Here is a 17,328-nt window from a genome sequence, read left to right as displayed (position 1 = left end):
GATGAAACTGATTGAACAACATCAAATTTTCGGCGGTTCGCAACAAGTTTGGGCACATCATGCCCAAACGCTTCAATGCGAAATGAAATTTGCCGTCTATTTGCCGGATAATCAGGAGAATCGACCGCTTGGTGTGATTTATTGGCTTTCCGGCTTAACGTGTACGGAACAAAATTTCATTACCAAATCGGGCTTTCAGCGTTATGCGGCAGAACATCAAGTGATTGTGGTTGCACCTGATACCAGCCCTCGCGGAGAGCAAGTGCCGAACGATGATGCTTACGATTTAGGGCAGGGTGCGGGCTTTTATCTGAATGCGACCGAGCAGCCTTGGGCGACGAATTATCAAATGTATGATTATATTTTGAATGAGTTGCCTGGCCTGATTGAGGAAAAATTCCCTACCAACGGTAAACGTTCCATTATGGGGCATTCAATGGGCGGACACGGCGCATTGGTATTGGCACTGCGAAACCGAGAACGTTATCAAAGTGTTTCTGCCTTTTCGCCTATTTTATCGCCTAGCCTCGTGCCTTGGGGGGCGAAAGCCTTTTTTGCCTATTTAGGAAAAGATCGCGAAAAATGGCAGCAATATGATGCCAGCTCACTCATTCAACAAGGCTATAAGGTGCAAGGTATGCGCATTGATCAGGGCTTGGAAGATGAGTTTTTGCCAACACAATTGCGTACCGAAGATTTTATCGAAACCTGTCGTGCGGCAAATCAACCGGCTGATGTGCGCTTCCACAAAGGCTATGATCATAGCTATTACTTCATCGCCAGTTTTATTGGTGAGCATATTGCCTATCATGCGGCATTTTTGAAGTAAGTCGAAGAAATGATTGGTGAATCGACCAAACGTTGGAGTGAGCGTTAATTTTTATGTTAACGAAAATAATGCTATCAAAATGAGCTAGCTTGCCTACTCTACTTAAATATCTCCCCATTCTAATCCGAATCGCTGTAAATATTTCCTCAATTTGCAAAATTCCCCCCAAATCCCCTAAATTCCCACCCAAGACATTTAGGGGATTTCTCATGAGCACTTTCTTCCAGCAAACCGCACAAGCCATGATTGCCAAACACATCGACCGCTTCCCACTATTGAAGTTAGATCAAGTGATTGATTGGCAACCGATCGAGCAATACCTGAATCGTCAAAGAACCCGTTACCTTAGAGACCACCGCGGCCGTCCCGCCTATCCCCTGTTGTCCATGTTCAAAGCCGTCCTGCTCGGACAATGGCACAGCCTCTCCGATCCCGAACTCGAACACAGCCTCATCACCCGCGTCGATTTCAACCTGTTTTGCCGTTTCGACGAACTGAGTAACCCCGATTACAGCACCTTATGCCGCTACCGCAATTGGCTGGCGCAAGACGACACCCTGTCCGAATTGCTAAAACTGATTAACCGCCAACTGACCGAAAAAAACCTAAAAGTAGAGAAAGCATCCGCCGCCGTCATTGACGCCACCATTATTCAGACCGCCGGCAGCAAACAGCGTCAGGCCATAGAAGTCGATGAAGAAGGACAAGTCAGCGGACAAACCACACCGAGTAAGGACAAAGATGCCCGTTGGATAAAGAAAAACGGCCTCTACAAACTCGGTTACAAACAACATACCCGTACCGATGAGGAAGGCTATATCGAGAAACTGCACATCACTCCCGCCAATACCCATGAGTGCAACCACCTGTCGCCTTTGTTGGAGGGCATTGCCGAAGGTACGACCGTCTATGCCGACAAAGGCTACGACAGTGCGGAAAACCGGCAACATCTGGAAGAGCATCAGTTGTTAGACGGCATTATGCGCAAAGCCCACCGCAGCCGTCCGCTGACGGAAAATCAAACGAAGCGTAACCGGTATTTGTCGAAAACCCGTTATGTGATCGAACAAAGCTTCGGTACGCTGCACCGTAAATTCCGCTATGCGCGGGCCACCTATTTTGATCTATTTAAAGTGAGTGCGCAAAGCCATCTGAAGGCGATGTGTTTGAACCTGTTGAAAGCGGCTAACAGGCTAAGTGTGCCTGTTGCTGCCTAAAAGGCGGCCCGGATGCCTGATTATCAGGTATCTGGGGAGGATTAAGGGGGCATTTGGGTAAAATTAGGAGGTATTGGGGGAGGGAAATAGTCGAAAACCTTTGTTTAGGTTTCGGCTGTCGGGGGAAAGGCTTTTTGCAAAGGTCTCTATTTGCCTGCGCCTGTCGGGCCGGAAAGCAGAATGGGGGAAGGGGAGTTGAGTGCGACTTGTTCGATTTCCGCAATCATGCGGTTGAAGGCGGCGTTTTGGGTGGAAATGCCGCTTTTCAGGTAGCGCACTGTGTCATCGCGTACGGCGGCAAGGCGTTCAGCCAGTACGTCGTAACGAGCCAAGTCTAAATCGATGATTTCATAACTGCCTACATTGCCGTTCTCCATACTGCGTCTTTGATTTTTGGGAGGAGCGGTTTGTAACAGTACGCCGGGGATTTGACGCGATTCCACTAATAAGAACAGGCAGATTTGGGCAACGTGTGTACCTGTGGTGATGTGGGTGAGATAGGTTTCTTCGTCTGTATCAAATGGATAGCCTGCTGCCCAGTCGTGCAGTTTAGTATAAACCTCGGAGAAATCCCACGGGTTTGCCAGCTCCATAGGCACGAGATTGACAACTGTGTGCGGCGATACCTGCTGAATATCGGCTTTTACATGATCCGCCAGTTCGCGGTATTTCTCCGCATAAAACAGCTCAATACGGTCAAGTTGAAAATCCTGACGTTGATTCATGGCGACATTCGGCCGCCACTTCTGCCAACGCCCTTGACCGAAACCGCTGTCCAATACCGTGCCGAGAAAACTGACGGCGACTTGTTTTTTGTTACTCATCTTTTATTCCGTTTGAGTCTCAGACAGTCTTGTATTCAAGCTGCCTTCTTCATGTTTGAGATAGCCTGAAAAACTCTTTTTACTCAGGCGGTATCACTAACATAGGAATAACAAGCGTCCATTTTTCCAGCTTTTTAGTGCCGATTTTTTCTGGGATACGTTGACGAAATGATTCTCCGACTTCGTCTAAATAACGTACTCTGAAAGTGTTGGCATAGGCGGTAGTTTTTGCCGGCAACGGTGGTAATTTGACGGTACGGGCAACCTCAATATCATCAGAAAGGAAAATATATCTGCCATCCTCCGTCCGTTTCATTTCCAGTGGATCGTCTTTTTTCAGCTTCGCAGCAGCAAACAGACGTTGTTTCACAGTTTCGACATTGTTGTGACAAACGATGAAGTCGATATCCAAATCACTTTTGCTATCAGTTTCTCCCTCGACTGCCGTGTTTCGATAAGCTGCCAAACGCCTGTATTCGGTATTCAACTCAGGCAATTCGGTAAAGATTTGAGCCACGCTTTCAATATCATCAGGTAGCTTTGCCATCCAAGGATGCTCTGGGGTAGTTTGCAGTAGGGTCAGTGTTTCTATGGCACGAGTCATAGCGACGTAATAAAGCCTCTGTTCGGCTTCGTCAACTCCCTGCCAACCGCCGTCTAAAATGAAAACGTGCTTAAACTCCAACCCTTTAACTGCGTGTGCCGTGCCTAAAAATATACCTTCCGAACGGGTTTCATCTTCATCACCTACATACTCGTAGAGCCAGTTTTTCAGAAAGGCGGACGAATATCGATTAACACTGCCACTACCGTTTTCAGACGACCCGTTGTCTTCTATGGGCGACGCTTGGATTTCTGCCTCACGACTCTCTGCAAGGTTATCCGACTTTTCAGGTAGCTTCTCATCTTGCAGTGGATATTCGTTTAAGAAATCAGTTTGTAATTGCCTAAACCAAACGCACCAACTGCCACCACTTTTTTCACTTGTTCACTAATAAGTTCTGCAAAAGCTTGTGATGTAAAGCCTTCGGTTTGTTTTTCCACACCATCAATCAGGCGGACAAACTCACGGGTGTGGCGCAATTTGATTTTGCTGCTTTTGTCGGCACTCAAAAAATAAGGTATGCCGTTTTGTTCACACCATGCCTGCATAGGTTTGAGACTGGCATTATGATGGGATAAAACTGCAATCTCATTCCATGCGACTTCGCTCAAGGTTTTCAGACGACCTATTTCGGTGATAACAGCTTGTGCCTGTATGTTGCTGTTGCTACCGAACGGCAGGCTGATGTGGCGCACACGCCCCTGCCTTTCGCTGTCTGTTGCAGCCCATACACCACCGTTGGGCTGTGTTTGACGTTCAGGGTTGATAACAATCGGATGCAGTGTTTTCAGACGACCTGTCATGCCGTTTATTACGCTGTTAGCAGCGCTGATGATGTATTGTGTACTGCGGTAGTTGTAGGTCAAATAGTCGGGTTGGGCAACGTCGTAGTCTTTTTGGAAACGGTGTATGTACTCGTTGCTCGTGCCATTGAAGGCGTAGATGTTTTGGTCATCGTCGCTGACCGCCAGAATGGTCAGCTTGTCTTCTTTAGCCCGCTTCCTACCCGCAAGCGCAGAAACAAGCCGGTAGTGTTTTTCACTGATGTCTTGGTATTCATCTATTCGACTACCGGTTCGCTTGATAGCGCGTTTGCAGACATGACCGCCGCACACTGCGCGCAATACGAAACCTTGTTCCGCGCATATCCGAACCACACTTTTTTGTTTGAAATCACAGACGCGAAAGACGTGCACATCATCCGCGAAGAATTGGGCGAAACCTTAATCGGCTACATTGATGTGGCGACCGGCCGTCAGTTTAGCGAAACCGAATTGGACGAAATCGGCAAACAATACGGCATCCGCCGCCCCGAAACGCTGAAAAACATCACGTTTGGCGAGCTGAAAGGCCGTCTGAAAAATGTGGAACACGAAGGCTTTATGGTATTTGATGCGCAAAACGGCGAAATGTTGTTCAAACTCAAATCGCCGTATTACCTGATTTCCAAATTTTTAGGACGAAGCAACGAGGGAAATATTGGCCGCAAACTCGACAAACGCCATATTGATGAAGAATTTTATCCTTTAATCGACTACATCCACGAGTATCAGGAAGCGTTCAACGCTATGCCGGAATTGGATAAGATTGCGTTCATTCAGGTGTTTTTGAGACAGTTTTAAAAAATATATTAAAAAAAAACAATAGTTTGAATTATTTCTTAATTATATAGTGCTGATACATAATCAACTCATAAAATCTCATACTAACAAGACAGTGTTCATTTAATTCTAAATATAATACTAGTTTGGTAAGTAGGAATCACTCTATTATTTAGAGCAATTCCTACCCACTATTGAATAATAAATCCTTGTAAATATTGAGTTCTCTCTTGATTTAACTGGATATAACAATTCAGTTTGGTTGTGTTATTGTTACGATAACTTTCACAATTTCGGTTACGGTAAGCTTCCCAATTGTTTTGTTCATTAAGTAAGCTAGTTTGAATATTATTCGGAATTTTATTCCATGTACTTTGTAAAAGGTATTGTGATTGTTGAACAGCAGCTGTTAATTCGTTTTCCTGTTGTTTCTCTAAACGCAACTGCTCCTGTTGTCTATTTAACATTTGTTTTTCTTCTAACAATCTTTGCTGTTCTGCTTGTTGTCTTTCTTCTAATAATCTTTGTTGTTCCTCCTGTTTTTTTCTATAATCTGCGTTTTCCTTTTGCTCCATTTCTGCTAATAACTGTAAAGCTTTTTTTGCGTTTTCATTTCCTTGAGTAGCTGCTTGTTGCCAGTAAAATATTGCATTTTGATAATTTTGTGTAACTCCTTTGCCAGTAGCATACATTAGGCCTAATTCATATTGTGAATTATCAAACCCTTGATTGGCAGCTTTTTCAAACCAGTAAACTGCTTTACTAAGATTTATTTTTACTCCAAGCCCCATAAGATACATTCTAGCCAATTGATCTTGCGCTGTGGCATTACCTTGGTAGGCTAATTTAGTATAAATAGGTAAAGCACTTTTATAATCTTGATTGTTAATGAGTATCTGTGCATGAGCTATTGGGTCTTCTACTGGTGGAGGTAAACTATCACGTTTTTTTTCTATTATTAGGGGTGTTGTTGGATTTGATGTCGATGTACTATAACTTGATAATTTATCTTTTTTATTGGAGCAAGTATTAGGTAGTAAAAAGTAGATTAAAATAACAATAACCCACCATATCCAATTGTAATTGGTATTGGTATTGGTATTGGTATTGGTATTGGTATTGGTATTGGTATTGGTATTGGTATTGGTATTGGTATTCTCAAATTTATATTGATTAGTTTTTATTTCTTTTTTTGAGTATTCTTTTTCAATAATAATAATTTGAGGTTGTTTTTTGTTGAATATGGAAGTATGAATGTAACTATTTTGAATTAAATTTAATCTTTTTAATTCGAAAAAACATTCTGCAGTTGCTCGACAGTCTGCTAGTGCATTATGAGCGTTTGCAAACCCCTTTTTAAATAAATGCCTATATAATTCAATGAGCTTTGGTATTTTGTAGTCTCTATAGTTAGCACTTGGAATTTTGCAAATATTTTTTGTAGAGCGCATTGTGCAATAAGTTGAAATAGGAAGGTTTTTAGGAAAAATATTTAAAAGCTTTAATTCTGTTTCAAGGACTCTTATATCAAACTCAATATTATGTCCAATTAATAAAGTATCTGGTTTGAAAATATCATTCATAAAATAACTTAAAACTTCTTGCGGTAAGAATCCCTTTTCTATTGCTTGTTCGGTTGTAATTTTATGGATAGCTATTGCTGATTCTGGAATTTTATAATTAACAGGTTTTATCAAGTATTCATTTTCTGATAATTTATTACCATTTTTATCAAATACAATCCATCCAAGTTGGACAAGCCTTGATCCTTTATATAATCCAGTTGTCTCTGTATCAATAACTATATATTGTGAGAAGGTTTCCATCGATATCTTTCTTTTTGTAAAAGAGTTTAGTAAGTTATATAAAATAATAATATCCCAAATAAAAAGAAATGTCTATTCTCCTAGTATGGTATAAATAATAAAAGCTAAACTATAAATTGGGTGGTTAATATAAATTTTTCCATTTCTAGGAATTTTGTAAATATTCTGGTCCAGAATCTGTAAGAAAATGTATAGAAAATTTATCATTTATTTTCCGCGCTCGTACGCTTCGATTTCGTCGACTTTAGGCGCATAGCCGCTGTTTGTGTCGTGGCGCAAGTCCAACCAAATATCGACCAATGCCCAAGCGGCCGGAGCTGCGATGACGTTTTGCCCCATACATAAAACCTGCGCATCATAGTTTTCCACTGAGCCGCGGAGGGTGAGCAAATCGTGCGCTGTCGCCGCCCGTATGCCGCGCACTTTATTGGCGGCAATCGCCGTACCCACGCCGGTACCGCAAATCAGCAGCGCGCGATCGGCACGCCCTGCCGCCACTTCCTGCGCCGCCACAAACGAAAGCTGCGGATACGTTCCTTCGGGTGAAGACAAATCAACCAAACTGCCGACACGCGGGTCGTTTTGCAAATGCGCTTTGAGCGCGTCTTTCAATATCGCGCCGTTGGCCGGCGCGGCAATAACCAAACGCATAAAAACTCCTTGAAGCATACAATAAACATTATTCAGCATACGCCTGCGCGTGATACGATTCAAGCTTGCAACGCAGAAAGCACGGCATGAGCAAAACCTACTTCACATCAGACCTACATTTTTCACATAAAAACATCGCCAAATTCTGCCCGCAATTTCGACCGTTCGATAAGGTGGAGCAGATGGATGAATTTTTAATCCAAACGTGGAATGAAACCGTTATGCCTGAAGATACGGTGTATAACTTGGGCGATTTTTCCTTTGCCCAAGACTACAAGCAGATAGAGCGCGTTTTGTCGCGTTTGAACGGACAACATCACTTGATTTACGGCAATCATGATCATGTGATTCGGCAGCATGCCGATTTTTTCCGCAGCCAAACCAAGCATGATGGGCATCCGCTGCTGTCGTCCATACGGCCGTATTTGAAACTCAAATCGCCGGAAATTAAGAATACACTGGTTCTCTTTCACTACCCGATTCAGGAGTGGGACGGCTGCTATCAGGGCTGGTATCACTTGTACGGCCATTTGCATGACAGGGTGGCGGCAATCAAAGGGCGTGCTTTAAATGTCGGCTTCGATTTGCACGGCCGTTTTTTGACGGCGCAAGACGTCGATAAGTTTTTGTGTGATTTGCCTAAAATTTCGTATTTTGGCGAAGTAGGGTTGAAGGCCAACTCGCCGGAAGAAGCGGCAGAGCTGGTGTCTCGGAAACTGGCGCAGTTAAATCAGGTATAATTTCAGACGGCCTTTGCGGATTTCCGGCAAAGGCCGTCTGAATATCAATTTCCCATTTTTGAGTGATACATGGAAAACCTTTTGGCTTACTTACTACAAAAAATCAGCCTCCCCAATCAATCCGGCAAGGATAAGTCATGAGCGGCAAGCCTTTGAAGTATCCCGTTTCCGCTTTGGTTGTTTTGCATGATGAAGACGGCAATATCCTGCTGATTGAACGCACGGCGCCGCAAGGTTTTTGGCAGTCGGTTACCGGCAGCTTGGAAGAGGGCGAGCGTATCGAAGAAACCGCATGGCGCGAAGTGTGGGAAGAAACCGGTATCCGCCTTGCAGACGGCCAGCTGGAAAACTGGCACGACAGCACCGTTTATGAAATCTATCATCACTGGCGCCATCGCTATCCCAAAGGCGTTTTTGAAAACCGCGAACACATCTTCTCCGCCCAAATTCCGCGTGATACGCCCATCATGCTGCAACCGGACGAACACGTTGCCTACGGTTGGTTTAGTGCGGAAGAAGCGGCGGAAAAAGTGTTTTCCCCTTCCAATAAACGCGCAATTTTAGAACTGGTCAAAAGGCTGAATGCCAAAAAGGCCGTCTGAATACGACAGTTTCACATTTTCAGACGGCCTTGGGTTTGTTATACTTTCGCCGTTTGACTCTCTTTAAAATCAAAGGAAAACATCATGGCAGACTTCAACAAAATCCTGACCCCGGGCGATGTGGACGGCGGCATCATCAACGTTGTCAACGAAATCCCTGCGGGCAGCAACCACAAAATCGAATGGAACCGCAAACTGGCCGCGTTCCAACTCGACCGCGTTGAACCGGCAATTTTCGCCAAACCGACCAACTACGGCTTCATTCCGCAAACTTTGGACGAAGACGGCGACGAATTGGACGTATTGCTGGTTACCGAGCAGCCTTTGGCAACCGGTATTTTCCTGGAAGCACGCGTTATCGGCGTGATGAAATTCGTTGACGACGGCGAAGTGGACGACAAAATTGTCTGCGTTCCAGCCGACGACCGCAACAACGGCAACGCTTACAAAACTTTGGCTGATTTGCCGCAACAACTGATCAAACAAATCGAGTTCCACTTCAACCACTACAAAGACCTGAAAAAAGCAGGTACCACTAAAGTTGAATCCTGGGGCGATGTAGAAGAAGCGAAACAAGTCATCAAAGAATCTATCGAACGTTGGAACAAACAAGCCTAATCGGTTTGTCCCGTCCAATATCAAGGCCGTCTGAAAGCAAAGTTCAGACGGCCTTTTTATATATCAACCGAAGGACAGGCTTGGAAGACGAATAATCGTTTTGTGCGTAACCGGTTGCCCCAACGGTTGCGGCCGCGTCATGCTGGCGGAAATAGGTTTGGTCGGCAAAGCCATCGGCCGCTACAACCTTTACGCAGGCGGCAACTGCGAAGGCCCCCGCATTCCGCGCCTGTTTAAAGAAAACATTACCGAACCTGAAATCCTTGAAATTGTCGAAGGCTGGGTGGTAGAGTGGTCTCGAAACCGTTTGGATGCTGAAGGTTTTGGCGATTTCGCCATCCGTACCGGCATCGTTAAACCCGTATTGGATGCTCCGCGAGACTTTTGGGCATAACGCATACAGACAGACCCACAAGTCTGCAATGAGAAAATAGAGAAAACTAAAGGCCGTCTGAAAATCTGATTTTCAGACGGCCTTTTATATTGTGCGTATTTATATCAAAGATGGGATATAAACCGAATCAGCGACGGCGGCCAAAGCCCCGACCCATGCTTGGGCGGCGGTAGTTGGAAGGCTGACGCGCGGTTTCGCGGTAACGCTGTTGCTGTTGAGCATTTTGTTGTTGCGCATTTTGCTGTTGGGCACGCAGGGTGCGCGTATTCAGTTGTTGGCTGGTGCGTCCGTTTGGACGTGCGGTTTGATAATAGTTGGCACGGGCTTGACGGGCAATCGGGCTGTTTTGATTGCGTGCCTGTGTGAATTTGTTCGCCAATGCGTTGCCGATAAATGCACCGGCTGCCGCGCCCACCAAGCTTTGCAGCAGCCAGCTGCCGGTGGATTGGTCATAGATGTATTGTTGGCCGTCTGTACCGGTTACCGGTTGGCCGTTGTTGCCGTTGGCTTGTGCTTCGGCAGGAATGGTGTCTTTCACGGCTTCGGGCATGAGCTGGTAAACCGTATTGTCTTCTTGTTGGCCGTTTTGTTGTGCCAACTGTTGTTGCAATGCTTCGATTTGTTTTTGTTGCTGTTCAAGTTGCGCCTGGGTATTGTCTTTGCAGGCAGCGAGGGCAAAAGTGGAAAGGGCGGCTAAGGCAATCAGTTTTTTCATTGTTTTTCCTGAGAGAGGTTTGTCTTTGCCGAGATTTCGGCGGAGTGTGTTTGCCTAATATTAAACCATTCCCCTGTTTTTCAAGTGGTTTTACAAAATAATATTGGAAAGTTGCGCTGCAAATGCACGGCTGTTGGCAGCCAGATTGCCCAGTGCAGGCATTTCGTGTTCGGTTTCGATAATCAACAGGTTGGCAGGGCGGCGGGTGTGCAGAGACATTTGCATTTCAGCGGGAGAGAAGGGCATGTGATGACGTTTGGCGAAAGCTTCGGCGCGTTTGTTGGCGGTTTTGAGCATAGGCAGCAGGGTAATATCCAAATGGAAACGGCGTACGCCTAGAACCAAAATACGTGCTGCGAAGAAATCCGCTTCATCAGTAAAAACGTTAGGGCTGCTTTGATTGAAGTCGTGGCGCTCTGCGGCAATCAAAGTCGCGATGGTGCGCACTTGCGGAATCAGGGCTTCGCTGATGAGGCTGTCAGGCGAATCAGGCAAAGTGTGCATGTTGAGCATGCTGTGGTGGCTGTTGCTGTCAACGACCATGCGGCAGGTGTGTAACATTTGGGTTTGGCTGTGGATTTTAGTTGAGGCAGTCATGGCTGTATTCCTTGTTTCTTAAAAATGGGTGGATTTAAGCGGCCATGATGGGTATAAAAAAAGCCGCTCAAATGAGGCGGCTCTAATTTGCGTATTTTCAACTTGGTCTGTTTCAGACAAGCGCAAAAAAGTACCGCACGTTTGTGTGGTACCAATAGAAGAAAGTAGCAGAGCGTTGCGCGGTTTGCATGATGAAAATACGTCTTTAATGTATAAAAGAATGGAACGTAGTTTAAAACAAGAATGCCAGTAATTTCAATATCCAATCGACAAAACCCACTAATAAATCTACAAGTTGTTGTAATCCTTCCAATTTATTTTCTTTCGAGTGAGTCAAATTTGCACAATTATAATGCAAAACCGGGTGAATTGATAACAATCCGAGCAGGCTCTTTAAACAGGTCGTCTGAAAAAAGGAAAGAATGCTTGGTTTTAATTTAAGATGATTTCGTTATATTCGGGAAGGTATTAGGCCGTCTGAACATGCTCGTTCAGACGGCCTTAGATTTAATAGAAACGAGATTTTCAGTTTCCGCTGGAGAGTTTCATCACTACGACGCCGGAGATGATGAGAAATGCGCCGAGCAAGCAGCCGAAGTTGGCGGCATCGTTGAAAAATACAACGCCTACCAAAAATGCCCCTGCCGCGCCTATGCCTGTCCAGACGGCGTAGGCTGTACCCATCGGAATACTTTTTTGGGCAAGGTAAAGGAGGTATCCGCAGCCGACGATGCAGGCAAGCGCGGCGGCAAAGCCATGCCAGCGGTAGCCTTCCTGTGGTGCCAGCTTTAAGCCCAATGGCCAGCCGATTTCCATCATACCGGCTAAGATTAAATAAAACCAACTCATAATATGTCCTGATAGTGTGTTAAGGTTTCAGACGGCCTTGGAAAGATTGTTTTCTTCTGAGAGTTCAACGCGTTGTCCGATATCTTTTAGATTGGAGTATTGTTCGACCAAGCGCGGTACATCGTCCAAGCTCATTGCAAACATCCATAAATAAGTGCTGACGGAATAGATATGGCCGACGCTGCCATAGCCTTTAAGTGTCATGTGTATAAAGGCGAAGCCGAACAATACGCTCATCGCTATGCCGATACTGAGATAGCCTAAGGCTTCGCGGTTGGAAATCAGCACGCGTAGTTTGGCAGCCCAGCCATAGTGGCGGTAGAGCTGATGCTTGTTGCCGTCGCGGATAAGGTGGTTATCGCGTTCAAGCCGGTTGTTTAAACGGAAATATAGATTTTCGCTGATGGCGGCAAAACGCGACAGCAACCATAAAAACAGGGCAAGTAGCGCGACAGCCAATACGCCCACCCAAAATTCCAATATCAGCAGCATCATACATGCACCGAAGATGGAGACCAGCGAAGTAGCAGCGATGGGCAGGTGTTCTTCAAAGAAACTGACAAACTCACGCGATAGGGCGACGCGTGCGGTAATAGCGGAATGCGGTACTTCTCGTTTGCGCTGTTCCAAAACGACCGGGACGGCGATTTCGGTATAGATTTGGGTAAACGTACGCGTATCTGCTGCTCGGCGGGCGGCGCCGACCAGCCACATTAATAAAACCACCACGCCATACAACATTGCCTGCCAGACGTTGCCTTCCATAACGGCATTAATCGCCCAGCCGCCAAATACGGGATATACCAGCAAGAGCAGATTATCCAAGCCGACGAGAGAGAAGGTTGTGATGAGTTTGCGGCGGTGTGTTTTGCCGATGTGTTTCAGCATTTTCCACATGGATGCCCTCCTTATTTAGTATTGAGGGTTTGCGCCATTAATTCGGCCAACGCGTCCAAATCGGCAAACAGTCGGGCTGCACGTTTTTCACCGAAGGCGGTAAAAATTCGTTTGCTGAATTCCTGCATGTTTTGCACCAATGGTGTGGCAGATTCCTTGCCTTGCTCGGTCAGCGACAATAAGCGTTCGCGTTTGTCTTGTTCGCTTTCGTGAAATGTCAGCAAGCCTTGTTCCGCCAGCGTTTTGCATGTGCCGGAAACGGTTTGCTTGGGCAGGCTCCATTCTTCGCCTATGTATTTTTGAGTGCGGCTGCCTTCGGTAGCCAAAGTGTAGAGAACGGCTAAAGTGTTGTAGTTGGTGTTTTGCTGTTTAATCCATTGGTCGAATGCGCTGTCTATGTGGCTGATGCGCATACCGAGTTGGTCGAGCTGATTCATAAATTGGTCTCTATATTGACTAATTGGATACGGATTATAGTCATGTTTAGGACTAATTGCAAATAGAAGGCCGTCTGAAACAATCATTTTCAGACGGCCTTGAAACCGTTAAAATAATTAATGTAGAAACGATATATTCAAACTACGATAAACCTAATAAAACCATCTTCAACACATACGCCATGATTCATTTCTTATCTCAAAATATTTCATCCAAACAAGCCACTGCCATCGGGCTGCTTGCTGTTGCTTTGTGGAGCTTCGTCATTTCTCTGATACGCTCTTTGAGTCTGCATATGGGGGCAGTGGGCGGCGCGGCAATGATGTACACCCTGTCCACTGTATTGATTTGGCTGATTTTCGGACGGCCGCATTTGCGCAATTACAACCGCAGCTATTTGTTTTGGGCAAGCGTGTTTTTTGTCGGCTGCGAATTGTGTTTGTCGTTGTCGGTTGGCTTTGCACAAAACGCAAGACAGGCGGTGGAAATCGGCATGGTGAATTATTTGTGGCCGACGTTTACCATCGTCGGGGCGGTATATTTCAACAAACAGCCGTCAGAATGGTGGATAGTCATCGGCTTTGTGCTGTCGTTTTTGGGGATTGCCACTGTACTGGGCGGCGATGTCGGCTTGTCGGTTTCCGGTATTTACCAAAATGTCCGCATCAATCCCGGCGGCTATATCATGGCATTTGTAGATGCCGTACTTTGGGCGGCGTATTGCACGCTTACGGCAAGGGTGAAAGCAGAGGGCAGCAGCGTCGGTTTCTTCTTTGCGCTGGTGTCGATACTGTTGTGGATCGAATACTTTCTCAGCGGCGCGAATACGTTGAATTTTGATACTGTATCGCTCGGCTATGCCGTTGCCGCTGCAGCTTGTATGGGTTTGGGCTATGCGGTGTGGAATATCGGTATTTCGCGTGGCAACCTGACCGTATTGGCCGGCGCATCTTATTTCATTCCGGTATTGTCTGCGGTAGTGTCCTCGTTTTTGATTAGCGCGCCTTTGTCCATGACGTTTTGGCAGGGGGCAGGTATGGTGTGCTTAGGGTCGATTGTGTGTTGGTTGCCGACCCGGAGAAAGCGGATGGCGTGAGGCAATATCCTATAGCTTTGCGATATAACGCAAACAGCTTTTTAACAACCAAACATTCTTCCCCATTTTCAGACGGCCTGTTTAAAGTAGCAGTCAGTTTGAGAAATCACGAGAAGTGGACAAACTTAATCGCGCTGCCGAATCCGCAGAAACGCTCAAGCTCAATGATATCGGCAGCGTCAGCTTCAAAACCCAGCAGCCACTCGCCTCTGCCGCATACGAAGATAACCATGCACAAGGCGCGTTTATTTTGATTGACGAAGCCACCAACCATACTGTCGCGGCAGGCATGATACGCAAAGTCAGCGAAACAAACAGTTTTGAAATTTAAAAGAAAAGTTGAAATAAAAGAAGGCCGTCTGAATATTCAGACGGCCTAATATTTTATCCAAGTCGGAAATGCTTATGCGCCGTAAACCGGATATTTATTGCACAAAGCAGTCACTTGTTCGCGGACTTTGGCGAGGTTGGCTTCGTCTTCAGGGTTTGCCAAGACGTCTGCAACCAAGTTCGCCAATACGCGCGCGTCGGCTTCGTTAAAGCCGCGTGTGGTCATGGCGGCGGAGCCGATGCGGATGCCGGAGGTAACGAATGGTTTTTCCGGATCATTCGGAATAGCGTTTTTGTTGACGGTGATGTGTGCTTTGCCCAAAGCGGCTTCAGCGGCTTTACCGGTGATTTTCATCGGTTGCAGGTCAACGAGGAAAACGTGGCTTTCAGTACGGCCGGATACGATGCGCAAACCGCGTTTAACCAGCTCTTCCGCCATGGCGGCAGCATTGATTTTCACTTGTTTTGCGTATTGTTTGAACTCAGGTTGCAACGCTTCTTTAAACGCTACGGCTTTGGCAGCGATAACGTGCATCAACGGGCCGCCTTGTAGGCTTGGGAAGATGGAAGAGTTCAGCGCTTTTTCGTGAGTATTGTCACGGCACAAAATCACACCGCCGCGAGGGCCGCGCAGGGTTTTGTGGGTGGTGGTGGTGACGAAGTCGCAGAATGGCACTGGGTTAGGATATTCACCGCCGGCAATCAAGCCGGCATAGTGCGCCATGTCGACAAAGAGGTATGCGCCGACTTTATCGGCGATTTCGCGGAATTTTGCCCAGTCGATTTGCAACGCATAGGCAGATGCACCGGCCACAATCATTTTGGGTTTGTGTTCAAGAGCCAAGCGTTCTACTTCGGCATAATCGAGAACTTCGTTTTCATCCAAACCATAAGTAATGGCGTTGTAGAGTTTGCCGGAGATATTAACGCTTGCGCCGTGGGTCAAGTGGCCGCCGTGTGCCAGAGACATGCCTAAAATGGTGTCGCCAGGTTTCAAAACAGAAGCGTACACGGCTTGGTTGGCTTGGGAGCCGGAGTGCGGTTGAACGTTGGCATAGGCGGCGCCAAACAGTTCTTTTACGCGGTCAATCGCTAATTGTTCAACAATATCAACGTATTCACAGCCGCCGTAGTAGCGTTTGCCAGGATAGCCTTCAGCGTATTTGTTGGTCAATTGCGAACCTTGGGCTTCCATAACGGCACAGCTGACGTAGTTTTCAGAGGCGATCAGCTCGACGTGGTCTTGCTGGCGCTTGTCTTCTTGGGCGATGGCTGCTGCCAAATCGGGGTCATATTGTGCGAGGGTAACGCTTTTTGAAAACATGTTCTCGATTCCTTTGTGATGGGCTGAAAATATGGGATGGAGTGCTACGAATTGGTTCAAGATGAACTATTTTTCTTGCATTGTCAACAATTGTGTCGGATGTTGGGTTTCAGACGGCCTGAGATTGAAGGATTTATTTGAAAATATCATCTTGTTTTAAATGAAAATCCATTTTTTCCAGAAGCGCGGCTAAATCGGCTTCTGCTTGGGCGGCTTTAAGATTTTTTGCCAGTTCTACCAAGGCTACCGCATTTAATCGTTCTTTCTCCAGCCGTAGGGCTTCTTCGCTGAAGATTTTGATATTGTCTGCCGACTCGGCATCTATTTTTTCAAATGGATAAAACGATTCTTCGTGTACTGCCAAACCGTCGGGCAGGGGCGCCGCATGGTTGAAATCGGCATCATTGATCGGCATCCATGAAGGATGGTTCTCAAGCAGGATAAATTGTCCGTCCATGCCGTTGATATGACGGAATAGGGTGGTTCGGCCATTATGTAAATGCATAAGCCCGATTGTATGCCCAAGTCGGCAAGCCGTCTATAAAGCCGTTTCTTTCTATTTTGGCACTAACTTATGTTGATATTATTAATTTTGATGTAAAACAGTTTCGACTTAAAAAAGACTGGATAAAACGCCCGTGTTTGTTATAATGAAGCTAAAGATTGATTCGTCCTAGTTTTTGACAGCAGTACTTTTTTATTTAATTAACAAGAGAGGAAAACAAAATGTTTCCAGAATATCGCGATTTGATTTCTAAACTGAAACAAGAGGATGCACACTTTGCCCGTTTGTTTGACGAGCACAATGAGCTGGACGATAAAATCACCGGTTTGGTTAACAATCCTGTTACCAGCGGTGCCGAAGAGATTGAAGAGCTGAAAAAAGCCAAACTCAAACTCAAAGACGAATTGTATGCTATTCTGCAAAAAGCAGCAGGCAAATAATTAAAAATTGAATAAGGCCGTCTGAACGGTATGATAGAAATCTCAGATTTCGGTTCATACTGGTTCAGACGGCCTTTTTAGTTGTTTGGTATTTTGTTAATTCTATTAACAAAATTTAAATATTAATTGTAAACCACTCTTAATTGCATTGAAAACTCTGTTAAGTTTATTTAAAATCTAAAATAATTTTCATTTTAATTTTAAACAAACAAAACCAAGAGAAACAATGCA

The 17,328-nt window shown here is 45.7% G+C and carries 18 protein-coding genes and 4 pseudogenes; 10 read left to right on the top strand and 12 right to left on the bottom strand.

Features of this window, described 5'->3' with window-relative positions:
- The first annotated feature begins 1 nt into the window (after position 1).
- The gene (gene fghA, locus ACTHTQ_RS02795; protein WP_440363020.1) at positions 2–829 is read left to right on the top strand and encodes an S-formylglutathione hydrolase; all 828 of its coding nucleotides are present in this window, start codon (positions 2–4) and stop codon (positions 827–829) included.
- 209 nt (positions 830–1,038) lie between these two features.
- A complete protein-coding gene (locus ACTHTQ_RS02790) occupies positions 1,039–2,046 on the top strand; it encodes an IS5 family transposase (RefSeq protein ID WP_440363019.1) in 1,008 nt (335 codons plus the stop codon).
- 149 nt (positions 2,047–2,195) lie between these two features.
- Here the strand turns inward: ACTHTQ_RS02790 and ACTHTQ_RS02785 are convergent.
- The 3 genes and pseudogenes from ACTHTQ_RS02785 to ACTHTQ_RS02775 form a co-directional block, all read right to left on the bottom strand.
- A pseudogene (locus tag ACTHTQ_RS02785) lies at positions 2,196–2,870 on the bottom strand (RNA repair transcriptional activator RtcR family protein); the annotation flags it as partial.
- A gap of 79 nt (positions 2,871–2,949) precedes the next feature.
- Positions 2,950–3,555: a hypothetical protein gene (locus ACTHTQ_RS02780; RefSeq protein WP_440363018.1), complete on the bottom strand. Its 606-nt coding sequence runs from the start codon at positions 3,553–3,555 to the stop codon at positions 2,950–2,952.
- A gap of 239 nt (positions 3,556–3,794) precedes the next feature.
- On the bottom strand, positions 3,795–4,589 hold the full coding sequence (locus ACTHTQ_RS02775) for a UvrD-helicase domain-containing protein (RefSeq protein ID WP_440363040.1): 795 nt from the start codon (positions 4,587–4,589) through the stop codon (positions 3,795–3,797).
- On the opposite strand from ACTHTQ_RS02775, the pseudogene ACTHTQ_RS02770 reads away from it, so the two are divergent.
- Positions 4,533–5,096: pseudogene (locus ACTHTQ_RS02770) on the top strand (RNA ligase); the annotation flags it as partial. The gene ACTHTQ_RS02775 and the pseudogene ACTHTQ_RS02770 overlap by 57 nt on opposite strands.
- Before the next feature lie 170 nt (positions 5,097–5,266).
- On the opposite strand, the gene ACTHTQ_RS02765 reads toward ACTHTQ_RS02770, so the two are convergent.
- Entirely contained in the window at positions 5,267–6,901 is a 1,635-nt protein-coding gene (locus ACTHTQ_RS02765) for an exonuclease domain-containing protein (protein ID WP_440363017.1), read from the bottom strand.
- 207 nt (positions 6,902–7,108) lie between these two features.
- Positions 7,109–7,552 (bottom strand): RpiB/LacA/LacB family sugar-phosphate isomerase, encoded by a 444-nt coding sequence (locus tag ACTHTQ_RS02760; protein WP_440363016.1) that lies wholly within the window; start codon positions 7,550–7,552, stop codon positions 7,109–7,111.
- 86 nt (positions 7,553–7,638) lie between these two features.
- On the opposite strand from ACTHTQ_RS02760, the gene ACTHTQ_RS02755 reads away from it, so the two are divergent.
- From ACTHTQ_RS02755 to ACTHTQ_RS02740, 4 genes and pseudogenes are all read left to right on the top strand, one after another.
- Positions 7,639–8,292, top strand: a complete 654-nt coding sequence (locus ACTHTQ_RS02755) for a phosphoesterase (protein WP_440363015.1) — start codon at positions 7,639–7,641, stop codon at positions 8,290–8,292.
- A gap of 137 nt (positions 8,293–8,429) precedes the next feature.
- Entirely contained in the window at positions 8,430–8,894 is a 465-nt protein-coding gene (gene nudB / locus ACTHTQ_RS02750) for a dihydroneopterin triphosphate diphosphatase (RefSeq protein ID WP_440363014.1), read from the top strand.
- An 84-nt stretch (positions 8,895–8,978) separates the two neighbouring features.
- Entirely contained in the window at positions 8,979–9,512 is a 534-nt protein-coding gene (locus tag ACTHTQ_RS02745; RefSeq protein WP_003678634.1) for an inorganic diphosphatase, read from the top strand.
- A 94-nt stretch (positions 9,513–9,606) separates the two neighbouring features.
- Positions 9,607–9,906 (top strand): annotated as a pseudogene (locus ACTHTQ_RS02740) (sulfite reductase subunit beta); the annotation flags it as partial.
- 127 nt (positions 9,907–10,033) lie between these two features.
- On the opposite strand, the gene ACTHTQ_RS02735 reads toward ACTHTQ_RS02740, so the two are convergent.
- The 5 genes from ACTHTQ_RS02735 to ACTHTQ_RS02715 all read right to left on the bottom strand — a co-directional run bounded on the left by ACTHTQ_RS02735 (position 10,034) and on the right by ACTHTQ_RS02715 (position 13,401).
- Complete coding sequence (locus tag ACTHTQ_RS02735; RefSeq protein WP_440363013.1) at positions 10,034–10,621, bottom strand: hypothetical protein; 588 nt, start codon at positions 10,619–10,621, stop codon at positions 10,034–10,036.
- Positions 10,622–10,711: 90 nt separating this feature from the next.
- Positions 10,712–11,218 (bottom strand): hypothetical protein, encoded by a 507-nt coding sequence (locus ACTHTQ_RS02730; RefSeq protein WP_003685697.1) that lies wholly within the window; start codon positions 11,216–11,218, stop codon positions 10,712–10,714.
- 525 nt (positions 11,219–11,743) lie between these two features.
- On the bottom strand, positions 11,744–12,067 hold the full coding sequence (locus ACTHTQ_RS02725; protein WP_440363012.1) for a DMT family transporter: 324 nt from the start codon (positions 12,065–12,067) through the stop codon (positions 11,744–11,746).
- A gap of 27 nt (positions 12,068–12,094) precedes the next feature.
- Positions 12,095–12,964 carry an ABC transporter six-transmembrane domain-containing protein gene (locus ACTHTQ_RS02720; protein ID WP_440363011.1) on the bottom strand — a complete coding sequence of 290 codons (870 nt, stop codon included), beginning with the start codon at positions 12,962–12,964 and terminating at the stop codon, positions 12,095–12,097.
- Positions 12,965–12,975: 11 nt separating this feature from the next.
- Positions 12,976–13,401, bottom strand: a complete 426-nt coding sequence (locus ACTHTQ_RS02715) for a MarR family winged helix-turn-helix transcriptional regulator (protein WP_070826889.1) — start codon at positions 13,399–13,401, stop codon at positions 12,976–12,978.
- A gap of 182 nt (positions 13,402–13,583) precedes the next feature.
- Between ACTHTQ_RS02715 and yddG the strand changes: the two genes are divergently transcribed.
- Positions 13,584–14,498 carry an aromatic amino acid DMT transporter YddG gene (gene yddG, locus ACTHTQ_RS02710; protein ID WP_440363010.1) on the top strand — a complete coding sequence of 305 codons (915 nt, stop codon included), beginning with the start codon at positions 13,584–13,586 and terminating at the stop codon, positions 14,496–14,498.
- Between the two features lie 112 nt (positions 14,499–14,610).
- A pseudogene (locus ACTHTQ_RS02705) lies at positions 14,611–14,829 on the top strand (elongation factor 1-alpha C-terminal domain-related protein); the annotation flags it as partial.
- 72 nt (positions 14,830–14,901) lie between these two features.
- On the opposite strand, the gene glyA reads toward ACTHTQ_RS02705, so the two are convergent.
- Positions 14,902–16,152: a serine hydroxymethyltransferase gene (gene glyA, locus ACTHTQ_RS02700; RefSeq protein ID WP_070585599.1), complete on the bottom strand. Its 1,251-nt coding sequence runs from the start codon at positions 16,150–16,152 to the stop codon at positions 14,902–14,904.
- A 133-nt stretch (positions 16,153–16,285) separates the two neighbouring features.
- Positions 16,286–16,657, bottom strand: coding sequence for a hypothetical protein (locus tag ACTHTQ_RS02695; RefSeq protein ID WP_440363009.1), 372 nt, complete (start codon positions 16,655–16,657; stop codon positions 16,286–16,288).
- A 221-nt stretch (positions 16,658–16,878) separates the two neighbouring features.
- Here ACTHTQ_RS02695 and ACTHTQ_RS02690 point away from each other — a divergent pair, with 221 nt between their 5' ends.
- The gene (locus tag ACTHTQ_RS02690) at positions 16,879–17,097 is read left to right on the top strand and encodes a YdcH family protein (RefSeq protein WP_049328987.1); all 219 of its coding nucleotides are present in this window, start codon (positions 16,879–16,881) and stop codon (positions 17,095–17,097) included.
- Positions 17,098–17,328 lie beyond the last annotated feature (231 nt).

Source organism: Neisseria sp. P0020.S003, assembly GCF_051957095.1.
GTDB classification, from domain to species: Bacteria; Pseudomonadota; Gammaproteobacteria; order Burkholderiales; family Neisseriaceae; genus Neisseria; species Neisseria subflava.
This window is presented reverse-complemented; position numbering and strand designations above follow the sequence as displayed.

Bases quoted from the DNA above. Each gene is read 5' to 3' on its own strand.
- yddG (WP_440363010.1), top strand. From the start codon at position 13,584: ATGATTCATTTCTTATCTCAAAATATTTCATCCAAACAAGCCACTGCC.
- ACTHTQ_RS02690 (WP_049328987.1), top strand. From the start codon at position 16,879: ATGTTTCCAGAATATCGCGATTTGATTTCTAAACTGAAACAAGAGGAT.
- ACTHTQ_RS02695 (WP_440363009.1), bottom strand. From the start codon at position 16,657: ATGCATTTACATAATGGCCGAACCACCCTATTCCGTCATATCAACGGC.
- glyA (WP_070585599.1), bottom strand. From the start codon at position 16,152: ATGTTTTCAAAAAGCGTTACCCTCGCACAATATGACCCCGATTTGGCA.
- ACTHTQ_RS02725 (WP_440363012.1), bottom strand. From the start codon at position 12,067: ATGAGTTGGTTTTATTTAATCTTAGCCGGTATGATGGAAATCGGCTGG.
- nudB (WP_440363014.1), top strand. From the start codon at position 8,430: ATGAGCGGCAAGCCTTTGAAGTATCCCGTTTCCGCTTTGGTTGTTTTG.
- ACTHTQ_RS02715 (WP_070826889.1), bottom strand. From the start codon at position 13,401: ATGAATCAGCTCGACCAACTCGGTATGCGCATCAGCCACATAGACAGC.
- ACTHTQ_RS02720 (WP_440363011.1), bottom strand. From the start codon at position 12,964: ATGTGGAAAATGCTGAAACACATCGGCAAAACACACCGCCGCAAACTC.
- ACTHTQ_RS02790 (WP_440363019.1), top strand. From the start codon at position 1,039: ATGAGCACTTTCTTCCAGCAAACCGCACAAGCCATGATTGCCAAACAC.
- ACTHTQ_RS02755 (WP_440363015.1), top strand. From the start codon at position 7,639: ATGAGCAAAACCTACTTCACATCAGACCTACATTTTTCACATAAAAAC.
- fghA (WP_440363020.1), top strand. From the start codon at position 2: ATGAAACTGATTGAACAACATCAAATTTTCGGCGGTTCGCAACAAGTT.
- ACTHTQ_RS02760 (WP_440363016.1), bottom strand. From the start codon at position 7,552: ATGCGTTTGGTTATTGCCGCGCCGGCCAACGGCGCGATATTGAAAGAC.
- ACTHTQ_RS02735 (WP_440363013.1), bottom strand. From the start codon at position 10,621: ATGAAAAAACTGATTGCCTTAGCCGCCCTTTCCACTTTTGCCCTCGCT.
- ACTHTQ_RS02730 (WP_003685697.1), bottom strand. From the start codon at position 11,218: ATGACTGCCTCAACTAAAATCCACAGCCAAACCCAAATGTTACACACC.
- ACTHTQ_RS02765 (WP_440363017.1), bottom strand. From the start codon at position 6,901: ATGGAAACCTTCTCACAATATATAGTTATTGATACAGAGACAACTGGA.
- ACTHTQ_RS02745 (WP_003678634.1), top strand. From the start codon at position 8,979: ATGGCAGACTTCAACAAAATCCTGACCCCGGGCGATGTGGACGGCGGC.